Here is a 15,165-nt window from a genome sequence, read left to right as displayed (position 1 = left end):
GAGGACACGGGTTGCCTCCCGTCTTTGACAGCAGTGGGTCTAGTTCCGTAAATTCTCACGCAGCCGCGAGTGCCTGATTTGCTCGTGCGATCCCCGAGCGGCCCGACGCGGATGGGTCAGGCGCTAAGAGGACTGTAGGGGATGAGGATCACTGTAGCCTGCAGGTTGAGGGGGTTGCCGCATCGGCTCGGTATGGGACACACGTGAGTGATATGCAGAAATGATCATAGGTAGGTATCTGAACACCGTGATTCGGAAGGGTTACCTCCGGGCGTTGTTCCATTTTCTTCGGAGAAACTCAGGAATAGCGCTTGGGTGCCTGATCGTGCTTCTGTGCTTGGCCGCGACTCTCAAGTCGGCCACTGCGCCTTCGGCTGAAAGCGCTACGTATTATGTCTCCACGACCGGGGACGATTCCAACAGCGGTACGCTGGCTCAGCCCTTTCGCACAATCCAAAAGGCAGCGAATGTGATGCGCGCGGGGGACACAGGTCTCATTCGTGGAGGGGTCTACCGCGAAACCGTCACGCCGGCCAACTCCGGAGCGGCGGGCGCGCCGATAACCTTCGATGTGTATCCCAACGAGCATGCCGTCATCATGGGAACCGAGATCGTCTCCGGCTTCACTCCCTATCAAGGAAGCATTTATAAAGCGTCCATGTCCTGGAGCATGGGCCGAGGGAAGGATCAGGTGTTCGTCGGTGGCGTCGTGCGGCCCGAGGCTCGGTTTCCCAATGAACCCTCGCCCGGCCTTGCCTATTCCGTCCCGGTCGGTCCGCTCTGGCCTCCCTTGGGAGCGTTCTCGATCCCAACCGGCACGACCGACCGCGTGACGAGCGAGCTTTTGAACGGCCAGGCTGAGGACTTCTGGAGTGGAGCGCTGTACTCCGGCATGCACTACCAAAGCTACCATGCTCAGACGGCCGACATCACTCATTCGGCTTCAGGTGTCCTCTTCGTGACCCCTCTGGTAGAGAAGTGGTACAACACCACCGATGGCTGGTTGCCAGAGATTGGACGTGGCTCGATCTCCGGCGTGCTCGCGGCATTGGACGCGCCGGGGGAATGGGTTGTCAAGAATGGAAGCCTCTATCTCTGGCCGCCGCAAGGTCAAGACCCGAGTTCCATGACCGCCGAGGCCAAGGCACGGCAGCTCGCCTTCGATCTGGCGGGAAAGTCCTACATTACCATCCGAAATCTGGAGGTGATCGGCGCCTCGCTGAAAATGAACGGTTCTTCATACTGCGAGGTCGATGGCGTCAAGTTTTCATTCGTCAGCCAGGTCAATCACGTTGTTGACGATGCACTCACGGACTTAAGCCCTCAACGTGGCGAGGCCGGCATCTTCCTCGGCGGTCACCATAATACCGTGAAGAACTCGGTGATCGCCGACAGCGCCAGAAGCGGCCTCGTTGTCACTGGACGGGGCCATCTGATTACCAACAACGTCATTCACGATTGCGGCTGGGCGCTATCCCCAGGGAGCAGCTGTATCGAGATCACTGTCGACCGTACGGTTGAAGCAGGTCTCGCCGATCGTGGCGGCCATGAGATCAGCTTTAACACCATTTACAACTCCGGAATGTCTTCGATCGGCCTGGGACGTGATGTCGTGCAATTCAATTCCACAGGACGCGCAGTCCCGACACCCTTCAGAAAGATATGGATCCACCACAACGAGCTTTACAACGCGAACCTTCTCAGGCGCGATGGTGGTATGTTCTACACGTTCGGCGCCGCCGGCGGCACGTACACCAATCCCGGCGATATTTCCTACAACATCATCCACGATGAACTGGAGCCGTGGAACATGGGCGCGGGAATCTACCTCGATCAGGGCAGCGCCAATTTCAAAGTCCATCACAACCTCATCTGGCTGGGCCGCGAGGGGCCGGGGTCTGGACCGGAATCGTGGGCGTCGTGCAGTAACCTGCGCCGGCCGGTCTTTTTCAACGACGGTAGATTGTGTGGGCAGAAGGGTCCCTACCCTCCGGGATACAACCGCCATGCCTACAGCAACTCCCTCAAGTGGAACTATCGCGGCTCGGTGGCCGGCCTAGCCAATGCTGATTTCCCCGATGGGAAACGCTTCGCCGTTGGCGCGAACTCACAGGCACCGACACCGTTCCCTCTCCCCAAAAAATAGACTGGTAAAAAGGAGAATGTTCCAGCACAATGCCGCTCTTTCCATGGCGTGCCTGTTCATTGAGCCGGATATCCCTGAGCACATGACTTTGCCATGCCTGACGGAATGTTGCGAGATGGGTTGCTGAACAGAGCATTGTTGTATCCACTGCGCAAGGCGCGGTGAACGCTGGTGTGGGCGCTATACGTCCACCGTCCGAATCGTGCGCGATGGAATCCTAGCTAACAGGCTGTTGACAAAGTCCGCCAGCGGCGTTCTCGCATCGCTCAGAGGCTCAACGTACGGTGGAGAGTACGCTTCCCCTCTTCGCTCGCTGCGGCCTTGCTGGACGGCCTTTCTGAACAGCCTGCGGGGTATGCTGAAGGCATCCGTGATCTCAGGCACGACGCTATTTCCGAGGGCATCACAGGGTTTGTCAACACACTGCTAATAGAAGATGGTACAGCTGTCATGACTACGAAACAATCCGGCCCGCCGGCTTTGGCTCCCATGTTGCAGAACGGAGCTTTTCACCTGTCGTCGAAGCTCTCCGTTAATCGGCAGGTGGTACTGTGGCTGACCGTCGGTTGTGCGCTGTACTTCATTGTTGCCTTCATTCAGGTCGGCGGGCAAGTCGTGATAGGCGAGGACGTACAATCATCTGTTCACGCGACCGCGCCAGGAGCCATCGTGCGCGAATGGGTCGAAGGTTTAGCTTTAGGTTCAGATATCGACAAGCGGAATGACTCATGGCTTCCCATGCTGATGGCATACAACGCCTCGTTGGAAGACTCCATGCGGAGTCTATATGATCTCACGCGTAGGGGGTTGGAGAAGTTTCAGTACCCTCCTTCATCGCTACTTCTTTTAGATCTTCTCCCGAGAGAACTGACGAGTATTGAAGGCGAGAAAATTCATGCGACCCTAGGCTATTACCTTTGGGTCCTATCGCTGATTGCGTTTTCTGTCACAATCGGCACTTCATGGCTTCTGCTGGAAGTGCAGTTGGCCAGATTCAGCACTAGGCGCTCCTCCTCGCTTCTCACACCATTGGGCGTGTTGAGGGGATTACTCATCATCATCATAAGTTTCTTCTACTACCCGCTCCTGAAAAGCCTCGCCCTCGGACAGGCTCAAACGTTTCTCAGCTGCCTGATCGCTCTCGCTATCCTCGCCTATTTTCTTGGGTGGAGGACCTGCAGCGGGATTTGCATAGGACTGTGCTGTTTGTTCAAGCCCCAATATGGCTGGCTGCTTGTATGGTCTCTTTATCGACGGCAACGACGGTTCACGCTGGGCTTGGCGAGCGTGGTATTGCTGGGCGGCGCGCTATCGGTCGCCCGATACGGACATGCGAATTGGGCTTCATATCTTGAGCTGCTTGGAAGGATCGGCCGCCAAGGTGAAGCATTCTGGGCCAATCAGAGCATGAACGGATTATTGAATCGGTTGCTGGAAAATGGCGATCCTTTGCACTTTTTCAATTCCAGTTATGCTCCACTCCACCCCACAGTGTCCTTCCTGACAATTGCCTGCTCGCTCATTTTGCTCGGGCTTGCTCTCAGACCGTGGTCTTCCAATAGAACAGACTCAGTTGGACCGCTCGATCTGATGATCGTCATCGTCGGCGTGACCTTAGCTTCGCCAGTCGCTTGGGAACATCACTATGGTGCGTTCCTGCCTATCTTTGCCGCGGCTCTTGCCAGCACGATCATCATGCGACCGTTCGGACGCGTGACCAGCGGTATCTTTGCTTGCAGTTACATTGCGTGCGCCAGCGTCCTCCTCCGCCCCCGACTGTTCTACAAGTTTCCCTTGTTAGGGCTTGTTGGGTCTCATATGTTCTTCGGAGGGCTGGTCTTATTTGTCGTGCTCCTCGTCTTACGGCAGATGGATAACCGTGAAGGCGCTTAAGGGAACAGATCACAAGGGGAAAACTCCAGGCCTCGGAAGATGTGCCGGCTGGGCAAACGGCCGCGGCCTTGCAGTGACGTTCATGAGCCCTGCCGAGACGCTCATCACCGAGCAGGCGAAGGCTCTCCTGGACAAGGCAGCCGCTCACGTCCACTGAGGCAATTCCTACCAAGTTCGCGTATACTCCCCACGCCTACGCAGGGGATGGGGTCCCCCGTATAACCGCCACGGCCAGGCTGATGACTCCTACGTTCGCATCGCCGGAGCCGTGGGGTCTGTCGCCGTCGTGGCGATAGCCGGTCTGCGCAAGTGAATCCCGGCCGGAACGGAGGACTCCTTCGATGGAATCGATCTTTCTCACCGCGACCCTGTGGCTCGCCCTCGCCGTCGTATCCGCTCTTCTTGCTTCCTCATTGCGATTGTCCGTCGCGTTGGTCGAAATCTGTGTCGGGGTCGGTGTTGCCGCCCTGGTCGGAATCTTCGGTCTTGGCGATGTGCTGGAGGCCGACAAGGAATGGTTGCGGTTTCTTGCCGCATCCGGCGCCGTCGTCCTGACCTTCTTGGCCGGGGCAGAGCTGGACCCCGACGTGCTCCGTCATAAGCTGGCCGAGGTGAGCATCGTCGGGGTTATAGGATTCGCCGCGCCGTTTTTGGGCTGCGCGGCCGTCGCCTATTACCTCTTGGGATGGGATGTCAACGCCAGTTGGCTCTGTGGCGTGGCCCTGTCGACGACCTCCATGGCCGTGGTCTATGCGGTCATGTTGGAAACGAGCCTGAATAAGACGGAATTCGGGAAGGGGATTCTCGGCGCCTGTTTCATCAATGACTTGGGGACGGTGATTGCGCTGGGGCTGCTGTTTGCGCCCTTCACCTACAAGACCCTCGTGTTTGTCGCGGGCACCATCGCGGTTTTGGCGTCGCTGCCCGGCACGACGGCCTGGCTCACCCGTCACTATGCCAATCGGACCGCAGCGATCAGGACGAAATGGATCATGCTGATCCTGTTCGGACTGGGCGCACTGGCCTTGTGGTCGGGGAGTGAAGCGGTACTTCCGGCTTATCTCGTCGGCATGGTGCTCGCGGGCACTGCGGCACGGGATGCACATTGGATGAGACGGTTGCGGACGCTGACGGTCGGCTTTCTCACGCCGTTTTATTTTCTTCGCGCGGGGACGCTTGTCTCCCTTCCGGCCCTGTTGGCCGCTCCGCTGGTCTTTTTCGGCCTGCTGTCGGGCAAAGTCCTCGCGAAAATCTTCGGCCTCTATCCGGTGATCGGCGTCTTCCGACGTGAACGACGCGAACGGTGGTATTACACTCTTCTGATGTCGACCGGCTTGACGTTCGGGACGATCTCATCCCTCTATGGATTGGCGCACGGGATCGTGACGCAAGAACAGTATTCCTTCCTCGTGGCCGCCGTCATCGCGAGCGCCATCGTGCCCACGCTGATCGCCGGGCTGTGCTTCCTTCCCACCCATTTGCTTCCGGACAGGGATCGACCGGCGAAAGCACATCGCCTCAACGGATTGAGCGACGAGGGCTAGCCGGAGGCACGAGACATCGACCGGTGGTCTCGCGCGAACCACCGGCGGACCAATCTTTCCACCGATTGGAAGTGTCGCTCCGGCAGATTCTTGAATCGCCGTTTGCACTCGACCAGGGCCTCGTCCGGCGAGGAACAGGGTTCGATGACCGAGAGCAGATGATGGTAATAGTCCGTCAGTTTGAGTTCGACGGTCCTCATATGACCCGGGTCGCCGGCCACGCTCGCCGCAGCCTTGGACTGGTCGCCGTCGGCATCGACGAGCGCCTGAAAGCACAGGCCTTTCAAACGCTGCGTGACGGTGCTGCGGTCCCAGCCCAATACCTTGGCGGTCGCCTGCATATCAAAGTCCTGTCGTCTCAAACAGTCCAGCACGGCCGTGTCGCCGGCCGTATCCGGCAAGAGCGAGGTGCGTTCCTTGAGCAGCGGGGCACTCCGCGGTTCAAGCTGCAGCGCTGGTGCCGTGAGGATCGGCTGATCACTCAATGCGACGGCCCGTTCCAACGTGTGGCGAAGCTCGCGGACGTTGCCCGGCCACGAATACTCAGTCAAGGTCCGAAGCGCGTCGTTGGAGAGCTTTGGCGCCGGCCGTCCCAGTTGTCGTGCGATGTCGGCGAGAGCCGCTTCGGCCAGGGGCGCGATATCGCCGGAACGCTCGCGTAGCGGCGGCAACCGGAAGACCAACCCGGTCAGCCGGAAATACAGATCCTCGCGGAACCAGCCTTCCGATACCCCTCGCTGCAGATCCCGGTTGGTCGCCGCAACGATGCGGACATCTACGGTCGTGGGCGTGGTCGCCCCGACCCGGTAGAACGACCTTTCCTGAACCACCCGCAGTAATTTACTCTGATGATCGAGCCGGAGATCGCCGATTTCATCCAGGAAGATCGTTCCGTGGTCGGCAAGCTCAAAATAGCCGCGACGGTCGGACGTCGCTCCTGTAAAGCTGCCCTTGGTGTGGCCGAAGAGCTCGCTCTCAAACAACTCGGGGGAGATGGCGGCCATGTTCACCGCAATGAAGGTCTTCCCGGCTCTCGGGCTGAGGCGGTGAACGGCTCGCGCGAACAGTTCCTTGCCGGTTCCCGGCTCGCCGAGGAGCAGCACGGTGAGAGAGGATCTAGCCCCTTTCTTGACGTCGTGGAACAGTCGAAGCAATGCCGGATGCTGGGTCACGATGCCGAGCTGCCGGCTTTCCGATCGAAGTTGATCGAGTTCCGCATCGCCGAGCGATCCGGTCTGCACGCCGGCCTCGCGGAGGTCGTGAAGCTGTCGCTCAAGTTGCTCGAGTCGCCGGCGAGCTTCCTGCTCTTGCGCTTGAACGGTGGCCAATTCATCCCGCAAGGATTCGGCTGCGAGGGATAAGCCTTCCTGCTCTCCGGCCGATCTGGCCGCTGCCGCCCTTGCCGCCTCCAGATCCTCCTGCAGCCCCTCGGACCGGCTCTCGTGACGGGTCAAGGATTCTCTCACCGCGGCCTCGTCCTGCCGGATGCGCAGCATGTCTCGCTCAAGCAGCACCAGGCGCTGGCTCGCGGTCAAATGTGTCCACGCGGTGCTGCCCATCACGACAAACAGGCATGCGGTCAGCGGCAGCGCCGCGGGAAGGACGAGGTGCGTCACCGGCAGCGCCGCGCCGAGCATGGCGAAATACAGCGCGACCGTCGCTCCGGCGGCCAGGAGTCCGGTCCATCCTTGAAAGCGCAACAGACACCAGCCGACCAGAGAGGCTACCACCAACGCGACGACCGATTGGGCAAGCCCCCCGAGGTTGGCCATTGGTCGCTGGGTGAGCAGGCTATTGAGCAGGTGGAGGTGCATGACCGTGCCGTTCACCGACAGGCCTGTGGGCAGGAGCCAGATGTCCTGTGCAGCAACGCCGGTCAGGATGACAACGATCTTGTCCTTGAACCAGGTCTCGAGGGCGGCCTGATCCTGTTGCCGCGCTGCTTTCCAGACGGCCGACAGCGGCACCGTCGGGAGAGCGTCCAGCGATCCGTTGCCGACCACATTGACCAAGGCCGGGGGTCCTGCCGACGTCACCAAGGCTTCCGCTGTCGGCGCCGACCGTTGCCGGGACAGGTCATACAGGATCGAACCGAAAGCCGGTAGAGTCCGCGCGTTGACCGAGGCCAACAGGGGAACGTGGCGCGTCACGTGATCCAGCTGGGTCGTCACCAGGACATGGCTCGGGATGGCCGCGTCGGAGTACAACCTCGAGTCCAGCCCTTGAACGAAGACCACGGGACCGGCCGTCTCAATCGCTTCCAGAAGCAGCGCGTCGCTTGCCGCGCCGCCCAGCTGTGTCGGACTGGCATAATCGAGTCGATGGTCGAGGCCGATGGCCGCCGCTCCCGCGTCATGCGCAACCGTGATCAGGGTCGCGAGCAGGCTTCGATCTAAGGGACCGGTGCCGAACCGATCGTCAATTGCCGGGTCCCGTAGCAGGATGATTAAGGAGGGGCTGACCTGGACTGAGGTTCGATGCCGGAGCCACATGTCATACGGAGCCCATTCCAGGGTCGTGAAGGTCGCCGGCATCAGGGTCTGAAGCAGGAGAGCGCACAGCGTAGCGAGCAGACCGATCGCCGGCACCTGGAGCGGTCGCGACGTGATGAAGAGGCGCCAGAGTTTGATGTCGTCCATTCTGTACCTGGCCTGAATGTGGGCTATGGTGTCGCGAACTCATCGAGCAGGGCTTTCACCTCCTGCTTCGGGAGCCCTTTCAACGCCGCCTTGGCCTTCCGAAGATCCGGCGCGGTGCCGAGACCCTTGCCGTAGATGCGCGCGACGGTCTTTTTCGCGGGAGCGAAGCCGTCGGCCGCCGTCGTCTCGAAGCAGGCGAGCAAGGCGGGATCATAGGGTGGCAGCTGCTGGTCCCATCCCATCTCGTACAGTTTGGCCAATGCAGCCTGTGCCGCCTCGCTGAGTGCATAGGCTTCCTTCAAGAGGACAGGAACGGCCGCGTCAGTCCGATTCTGCTTCAGGAGTGTCATGCCGAGGGTCTCGCCGTCTTCCATCTGAATCTGCTGAACTTGGTCGGGAAACTCCTCTCGCAACCTCTCCCGATAGGCCTGAAACGCATCGAGTGTCTCCTTGCGCTTCCGCTCCGGCTGATCGGCAGACAACGCCAACCGCCTGGTCTTCGAGAGGGCCTCCGCGGCGGCCTGATGACCGAATTCCTCGGCTCTTGCCCACCAGTAGATCGCCAGGGCCAGATTCTTCTGAACCCCCTGGCCGCCTTTGTAGGCATTGCCGAGGAAGAATTGGGCCTGCGGTACGCCTCCGATCGCCGCTTCCTCCATGAATTGCGCCGCCTCCTCACCGCGGTTGATCAGCTTCAGCAGCAGTGCCAGGCGATAGCGCGCATCGGGAAAGTTCGGCTGCAGCTCCAGCGCCTGTCGATAGGACTCGATCGCCGCTTTCACGTTCCCGCCCGTGTACTGCACGCTGCCGAGGCTGTAATGCGCATGAGCCAGCGTGGAATCCAGCTGAACGGCTTCCTTCAGCGCGGCCGAGGCTCCGCGCCAGTCCTGCTTGGCCATAAGGAGCACCCCAAGCTGTAAGTGCGCTTGCGGATCCGAGGCGTTCAACTTGATCGCGGCACGGCATTCTTCGATCGCGGCGTCGAGATCTCCGATTCGATAGAGTCCCCGCGCGAGATTCAAGCGGTTTTCCGCGTTCTGGGGCGCCAGACGGGCCGCGTTGCGGAGATCGCTGAGGGCGAGCGCGGCATCCTCTTCCTGCTCGTCCATCGGCGGTTCCCGAGTCAGAGGCTCCGCGTGGGGCGGTGCCGGCAGGAGCGGGACGCTCTCGACAGGCGGCGGGCTTTCGACGAGCGGTGGGCTGTCAACGAGGCGTGAATTGTCGACGAACGGTGGAGCAGTCGGCTCATCCGGTATCTGGGAATACGAAGGACCGGTCCGGAACAGCAGCGCGAGGGACGCGGCCAGAATGGTCACGGGAACCGATCGACGCATGAAAGACTGTGACCCTCCGACTCCGTGTGGCAGCCGGGACCATTATAGCATCCGGTGTGAGGATGGGGAGCCGGTCGGTGCGGCACCCGGATTGACGCCGTACGGGTTATCGCAGCCTGGCGATGGCTCGGGCGATGCATTGAAGCTGCTTCTGGAGGTCTTCGCCGGTCAAGCGAATCGGTTCATGCGGGACGCGCCAGACCGGTTCGAGTGGAGCCGGGTCTGTCGTCAACCGGGGAATCACATGCCAATGGATGTGCGGGAGCTGGTTGCCGAGCAATTCGTAGTTGATCTTCTTGGCTCCGAAGGTATCGGCGAGAGCCTTGGCCGCCACGTTTACTTCTTCCATCAGTTGAATGCGTTCCGTGGGAGCCAGGTGGAACAACTCAGTCGCGTGCCGTTTGAAGACGACCACCGTCCACCCCGGAAAGTATTGATCATCGTACAGATAGGCGTTGGAGAGCCCCAGGTCCGCGATGAAGTGATCGGTGCCCGGCCACCGTCCTCCGCAGGCTCGACAGGATGGATCGGTCACGGTTGGTTCGCCTTCCGCCATTCCTCCTCGGTAATGACTCCCTTCTTGAGCAAGAGCTGGATGAGTTTCTCGGTCTGTCGATCCTGGGCTTGGTTGCGGGGAGAACCGGGCTGCGTTTGGGTCTGCTGTTTGGGCTCGGGCGGAGGCCGTCGGATTCCGTAGACCTTGAATGATGGGGTAAAGACGATCATGTAGTCCTTGTTGCGGAGCCGGACATTGGCGGGAAGACTTTGGCTGTAGGGAATGAGATCGGGATTGGCACCGGATGGGATTCGGAAGTAGGGCCGTCCGTCAGAGGTCTCTCCCTCTTGGCCCAACACTTCCATGCGGCTCAAAATCGGATCGCTGTTCAGATTTTCGCGTTCCTCGCCGCCGAGGTTGGTCACTTTGTCGAGCACGATGAACAGGGAATCTCCGACGAAGGTATCGGAGGACAGGTTCTTGGCGCTGACGTCGTACCGGTACTCGCTGTTGAAATTGTCTCGCCCTTTGAGGGTGACCACGGCGGAGACCTTGCCGGTCAGGTCGCTCAGTTGGTCGATCGGCGAGGCAGCGGTCTCGGAGAAACCGGTGACGATCGTCCCTATGGCTGCCAACCAGCAACCGGCGATCAGTTCAAGACACCGAGGCGTCCTAGGCATGGCGTGCTCTGTCAAGACCATAAGTCTGTACCGATCGGTTGAATCGGCTAAAGGATAGCAAAGATCCGGTGGTTGAGCGAGGCCCTTCCCGACGGCCTTACCTTGACACCTTGTTTCAGCCGACGATATTCTCGTGCATCCGAGGCAGGATTCCGGCGGCCGTCGCTCCCGTCTATGAGACCACCCAGGCTTAGGTCCGCTCCGTTGGTCGTTCCGCAGGCGCTGGTTTCTGGACTGCTTCGGCTCTACGATTATCCGCATCCCCGCCAGAGAGGCAAGACGATCCGAGGCTATGATCGCCCGCATGCGGTGCGGACGGCCAAGATGTGCGCGGCCGTCGCCGCAGAGCTGGGTCACGGCCCCGAGCGCGTGCGCCAATATCAGATCGCCTGTCTTTTGCACGACTTGGGCCGAGCCGGCTTGGATCGCCGACTCTTCGGAAAGATCTGGTCTTGGGCCAAGGCGCACGGGATCCCTACGAGACCGCGCGAATGGCGGACCATACATCCGGAGACCGTCTATGGACGCGAGACCGAAGCCTTCCTCTCCCGCTATCGGCGGGAGTTGGAAGCAGACGGGGTCGACATGACCCCCTGGGCGGTGGAACAGGTCGAAATGCGACTGGGCTATGCCCGCCGCCTGGCCCGCCGGCTTCGCACCGTCCGTTCGGCGATCAAGCGGCTGGGCATCCGATGGGAGCCCTGGATGCAGGCGGTGATGCTCTACTATTATTATCCGGAAAAGCTCGCCGGGGCCAAACCCTGGGTCAGGCAACTGGCGGAAGTGCTGGTGGCCTGCGAACAATTTGAAGCGTACAGCAACCAGCGGCGGGGCCGGGATTATTATGTGCGACGGAAGGAAACGATTCCCGAAGCGTTTACCTATCTCGCCGCGCTGCAGCGGGAAGGGATTCTGAGCGCCGAAGTCCTGCGTGCGCTCAAGCGCCTGGCTGCGGACGGGGTCTTCGACAAGGTGCTGGCGGAGGCGCGCGGGCGTCGGCTCACCCCGGCGGACCGTAAACTTCTCCGCCGCCTGAGGAGCTGAGCATGGCCGTCAAGACCGTTCCCGTCCGTCTGGCGATGCGCGGCGACACGCAGATCGAAAACGTGACCAAGGTGGTACAGGAGGCGCTGTCGGAGTCAAAGCTGGCGGCCGGCATCGCGACGGTGTTCGTCCGGCACACCACCGCGTCGGTCATGATCATTGAAGACGAGCCGGGCATCCGAGCGGACACGCAAACGTTCTGGGATCGGGCAGTTCCCGCGGACCCGACCTGGCAGCACAATGTCCGCAACACCGGAGAGGACAACGGGCACAGTCATTTGCGCGGGCAACTGCAGGGGCCTTCGATTACCGTTCCCTTTGCCTCCGGCGCATTGCTGTTGGGGACCTGGCAGCAGATCGTCGTCGTTGATTTCGATACTCGAGCCCGCACGCGCGAACTCATCATCCAAATCATGGGGGAATAGTCCCGTTGCGCTCCGGCCTTCTCCTGATCATTGCCGCGCTGGCTGCGATCGGCGTGCTTCTCGACGCTGCTGCCGTTCCGGCTGCGGAGTGGGGAAAGCCGCTCGGGTCGGCCTATGACGGGGTCGAGGGAAAGCCTCGACCGGTGATGCCTGGTCCGACTGAGCTGTCGCCGGACGAACGGGCGACCATGGCCGTCTTCGAACGGGCGACCAAGTCCGTGGTCTTCATTTCGAATACCGCCATCCAACAGGACTTCTGGTCCTTCAATACGATGGAGGTACCGCAGGGATCGGGGTCGGGGTTCGTGTGGAACAAGCAAGGACACATCGTCACCAACTTTCACGTCATTTACGGCGCGCACTCGATCAAAGTGACGTTGGCCGACCGATCCGAGTACAAGGCCGTCCTGATCGGGGCGGATCCGGATCATGATCTGGCGGTCTTGCAAATTCAGTTCACGGAAGGTTCTCTGGAGCCGCTCGCGGTGGGCACGTCGAACGATCTGCGCGTCGGGCAGAAGGTGTTGGCGATCGGCAACCCGTTCGGATTGGACCATACGCTGACCACCGGCGTCGTCAGCGCCTTGGGGCGCACAATCAAATCGATGTCGAATCGGACGATCGAAGGGGTCGTCCAAACCGACGCCGCCATCAACCCGGGCAACTCCGGCGGTCCGTTGCTCGACAGCAGCGGTCGTTTGATCGGCGTCAATACGCAAATCATCAGTCCGAGCGGCGCCTACGCCGGCATCGGGTTCGCCGTTCCTGTTGATACGGTCAACCGGATCGTGCCGGAGCTGATCAAGCACGGAAAACTCATCCGTCCCGGGCTGGGCGTGTCGCTTGTTCCGGATGCGGTGGCGAAACGCTGGGGAGTGAAGGGCTTGATCGTCGGCAAGGTGTCACGGGGCGGGGCCGCGGAGAAGGCCGGGCTCCAAGGTGCACGGGAAACTTCCCCCGGACGGGTAGAACTCGGCGACATTATCACCTCCGTCGACGGGAAAACGGTTTCGACGGTCGACGACCTCATGGACGTGATGGAAACGCGTAAAGTCGGTGATCGCGTAATCGTGGAAATCTTGCGAGGGAATCGCAAACAACAGGTCGCGGTGAGCCTTCAAGCGGTGAATTGAATGGCGGCATTGTCGAACATCTCTATGGTAGGATCAGGCATTCGATCAGCGTGGAGGAACAGGAATGAGTGACCGTCGGTCGCCCGATTCAGGTTTTGAACCGTCCAGGAACAACATGGATGACTCAGCCGACAAGAAGCAGGCCGGTACGGATCCGTTGGAACTGATCGAAGAATGTCTCGCGTCGTTTACCGAAGCGGATCCCCGTCGGAAGCTGCTGTACAAGGTGCGGCATGCGGTGATGCTCGCTCAGACGGCGAACCAGCAACGCGAGGCCGAATTCAAGAAGGTGAGCGAAGTCGTGGCGAAGCTGACGGCGCCCGCCAACCGGATCGGGACGTTGCTCGACCGACCAGGCGAAGGATTGGCCAGGATTCTCATCGGCGGGGCCGAGTACTATGCCAACGTCGATCCCCGCGTGCCGGCGCAGGATCTCAAGATCGGCACACAGATTTTGGTGAACGAAGCCTATGCCGTGATCAAGACGCTGGGCTATGACCGGAACGGACCCGTCTTGAAATTGGCCGAAGCCATGACCGACGGACGGTTGCGCTTCGAGCAGGAGATGGGCCGACAAGCCCTGGTTTTACAACGGTCGAGCGACCTCGCGGGGGTCGAGCTGAAGGCGGGCGACGAAATCCGGATCGATCCCAGCCATCGGATCGCCATCGAGAAGCTCGAGGAGCGCAAGGCCACCCGGCATGTGCTGGATGAAGTGCCGGCCGTGACGTGGGAGCAGATCGGCGGACAGCGAGATGCGATCACCGCGATCAGGAAGGCGATCGAATACCCGTTGTTGCACAGGGAGACCTTTGAGAAGTTCAAGTTCTCGCAACCCAAGGGATTTCTGTTGTACGGCCCACCCGGTTGCGGCAAAACATTGATCGGACAGGCTGCGGCCGGCAGTCTGGCGAAACTGGTCGGGGAATCCAAACAGCAGGCTGCAGTTGACGATCGCCGCCCGCCGGTCGTGACCGGGGCGTTCCTCCACGTGAAGGGACCGGAAATTCTGAACATGTGGTTGGGAGAATCGGAGCGGATGGTCCGCGACCTCTTCGCCCAGGCCCGGGCTCGGCGCAAGGAAGGGGCGTTGCCGTTTATTTTCATCGATGAGGCGGAATCCATCCTGGGCACCAGGCGTGCGATGCGATCCTTCAACATCTCCAACACCCTTGTGCCGATGTTCTGCAGCGAGATGGACGGGATCGAGTCGTTGCAGGACGTGGTCATCATTCTAGCGTCGAACCGGCCCGACCTGATCGATCCGGCCGTGCTGCGGCCCGGCCGCATCGACCGGAAGATCAAGGTGCGCCGGCCGAACCGCGAAGCGTCCACCGAGATTCTCAAAGTCTATCTGACATCGGATCTGCCGTTCGATCAGGCGGTGCTGGACGAACGGGGCGGCGATGCGGTCGGAGTGTCGGCCTGGCTGGCCCAGGAGGTCATCGACACCCTGTTCAAGCGAACAGATGACAATCGGCTGCTGTCGATCCGGTTGCGCAACGGGCAGCATCAGGTGCTCTATCGCAGCGACCTTATCAGCGGAGCGATTCTGGCGTCCGTCGTTCAACGGGCCAAGGAGAAGGCGATCGATCGGACGATCCAAGCAGGGCGGCCTGCCGGCATGACGGCGCAGGATCTGTTGGATGCAACGGCGGAAGAATTTCGCGAAGGCGAGATGCTGCCGCCTGACGATGCCGCCGAAGAATGGCTCAAGCTCCTCGATCACCACCCCGAGCAAGTTGTGGGGATCTCCTCGTTCCGCCGCGGGCGGCCAACGGAAGAGCGAGCCGTGAACCAAATCATTTGACGAGCCAGGACGAGGTTTGAC

At 60.7% G+C, this 15,165-nt stretch carries 11 protein-coding genes and 1 riboswitch; of the genes, 7 read left to right on the top strand and 4 right to left on the bottom strand.

Features of this window, described 5'->3' with window-relative positions:
* Positions 1-598: 598 nt before the first annotated feature.
* The 3 genes from P0111_13960 to P0111_13950 all read left to right on the top strand — a co-directional run bounded on the left by P0111_13960 (position 599) and on the right by P0111_13950 (position 5,583).
* Positions 599-2,146 carry a right-handed parallel beta-helix repeat-containing protein gene (locus P0111_13960; protein ID MDF0645130.1) on the top strand — a complete coding sequence of 516 codons (1,548 nt, stop codon included), beginning with the start codon at positions 599-601 and terminating at the stop codon, positions 2,144-2,146.
* A 321-nt stretch (positions 2,147-2,467) separates the two neighbouring features.
* Positions 2,468-4,039, top strand: coding sequence for a glycosyltransferase family 87 protein (locus P0111_13955; GenBank protein ID MDF0645129.1), 1,572 nt, complete (start codon positions 2,468-2,470; stop codon positions 4,037-4,039).
* Between the two features lie 191 nt (positions 4,040-4,230).
* A riboswitch (Fluoride riboswitch) is annotated at positions 4,231-4,295 on the top strand.
* A gap of 85 nt (positions 4,296-4,380) precedes the next feature.
* Entirely contained in the window at positions 4,381-5,583 is a 1,203-nt protein-coding gene (locus P0111_13950; GenBank protein MDF0645128.1) for a cation:proton antiporter, read from the top strand.
* On the opposite strand, the gene P0111_13945 is transcribed toward P0111_13950, so the two are convergent.
* From P0111_13945 to P0111_13930, 4 genes are all read right to left on the bottom strand, one after another.
* Positions 5,580-8,222 (bottom strand): sigma 54-interacting transcriptional regulator, encoded by a 2,643-nt coding sequence (locus tag P0111_13945; GenBank protein MDF0645127.1) that lies wholly within the window; start codon positions 8,220-8,222, stop codon positions 5,580-5,582. The genes P0111_13950 and P0111_13945 overlap by 4 nt on opposite strands.
* Positions 8,223-8,245: 23 nt before the next feature.
* The gene (locus P0111_13940; GenBank protein ID MDF0645126.1) at positions 8,246-9,556 is read right to left on the bottom strand and encodes a tetratricopeptide repeat protein; all 1,311 of its coding nucleotides are present in this window, start codon (positions 9,554-9,556) and stop codon (positions 8,246-8,248) included.
* A 106-nt stretch (positions 9,557-9,662) separates the two neighbouring features.
* Complete coding sequence (locus P0111_13935) at positions 9,663-10,112, bottom strand: HIT family protein (protein MDF0645125.1); 450 nt, start codon at positions 10,110-10,112, stop codon at positions 9,663-9,665.
* Complete coding sequence (locus P0111_13930; GenBank protein ID MDF0645124.1) at positions 10,088-10,732, bottom strand: hypothetical protein; 645 nt, start codon at positions 10,730-10,732, stop codon at positions 10,088-10,090. Before P0111_13930 ends, P0111_13935 begins: the two co-directional genes overlap by 25 nt.
* A 174-nt stretch (positions 10,733-10,906) precedes the next feature.
* Here P0111_13930 and P0111_13925 point away from each other — a divergent pair, with 174 nt between their 5' ends.
* The 4 genes from P0111_13925 (at position 10,907) to P0111_13910 (ending at position 15,144) form a co-directional block, all read left to right on the top strand.
* Positions 10,907-11,776 carry a hypothetical protein gene (locus P0111_13925; protein MDF0645123.1) on the top strand — a complete coding sequence of 290 codons (870 nt, stop codon included), beginning with the start codon at positions 10,907-10,909 and terminating at the stop codon, positions 11,774-11,776.
* Between the two features lie 2 nt (positions 11,777-11,778).
* Positions 11,779-12,201 (top strand): secondary thiamine-phosphate synthase enzyme YjbQ, encoded by a 423-nt coding sequence (locus P0111_13920; protein ID MDF0645122.1) that lies wholly within the window; start codon positions 11,779-11,781, stop codon positions 12,199-12,201.
* Between the two features lie 5 nt (positions 12,202-12,206).
* Positions 12,207-13,334, top strand: a complete 1,128-nt coding sequence (locus tag P0111_13915) for a trypsin-like peptidase domain-containing protein (protein ID MDF0645121.1) — start codon at positions 12,207-12,209, stop codon at positions 13,332-13,334.
* 115 nt (positions 13,335-13,449) lie between these two features.
* Positions 13,450-15,144 carry an AAA family ATPase gene (locus P0111_13910; protein ID MDF0645120.1) on the top strand — a complete coding sequence of 565 codons (1,695 nt, stop codon included), beginning with the start codon at positions 13,450-13,452 and terminating at the stop codon, positions 15,142-15,144.
* Positions 15,145-15,165: the final 21 nt, after the last annotated feature.

Source organism: Nitrospira sp. (genome assembly GCA_029194535.1).
Classification (GTDB): Bacteria; Nitrospirota; Nitrospiria; order Nitrospirales; family Nitrospiraceae; genus Nitrospira_C.
The sequence above is the reverse complement of the archived record's forward strand: the minus strand, read 5'-3'. Positions and strand labels throughout refer to the sequence as shown.

Excerpts from the sequence above, each read along its gene's own strand:
- P0111_13935 (MDF0645125.1), bottom strand. The coding sequence starts at position 10,112 with ATGGCGGAAGGCGAACCAACCGTGACCGATCCATCCTGTCGAGCCTGC.
- P0111_13930 (MDF0645124.1), bottom strand. The coding sequence starts at position 10,732 with ATGCCTAGGACGCCTCGGTGTCTTGAACTGATCGCCGGTTGCTGGTTG.
- P0111_13945 (MDF0645127.1), bottom strand. The coding sequence starts at position 8,222 with ATGGACGACATCAAACTCTGGCGCCTCTTCATCACGTCGCGACCGCTC.
- P0111_13950 (MDF0645128.1), top strand. The coding sequence starts at position 4,381 with ATGGAATCGATCTTTCTCACCGCGACCCTGTGGCTCGCCCTCGCCGTC.
- P0111_13960 (MDF0645130.1), top strand. The coding sequence starts at position 599 with ATGGGAACCGAGATCGTCTCCGGCTTCACTCCCTATCAAGGAAGCATT.
- P0111_13940 (MDF0645126.1), bottom strand. The coding sequence starts at position 9,556 with ATGCGTCGATCGGTTCCCGTGACCATTCTGGCCGCGTCCCTCGCGCTG.
- P0111_13910 (MDF0645120.1), top strand. The coding sequence starts at position 13,450 with ATGGATGACTCAGCCGACAAGAAGCAGGCCGGTACGGATCCGTTGGAA.
- P0111_13920 (MDF0645122.1), top strand. The coding sequence starts at position 11,779 with ATGGCCGTCAAGACCGTTCCCGTCCGTCTGGCGATGCGCGGCGACACG.
- P0111_13925 (MDF0645123.1), top strand. The coding sequence starts at position 10,907 with ATGAGACCACCCAGGCTTAGGTCCGCTCCGTTGGTCGTTCCGCAGGCG.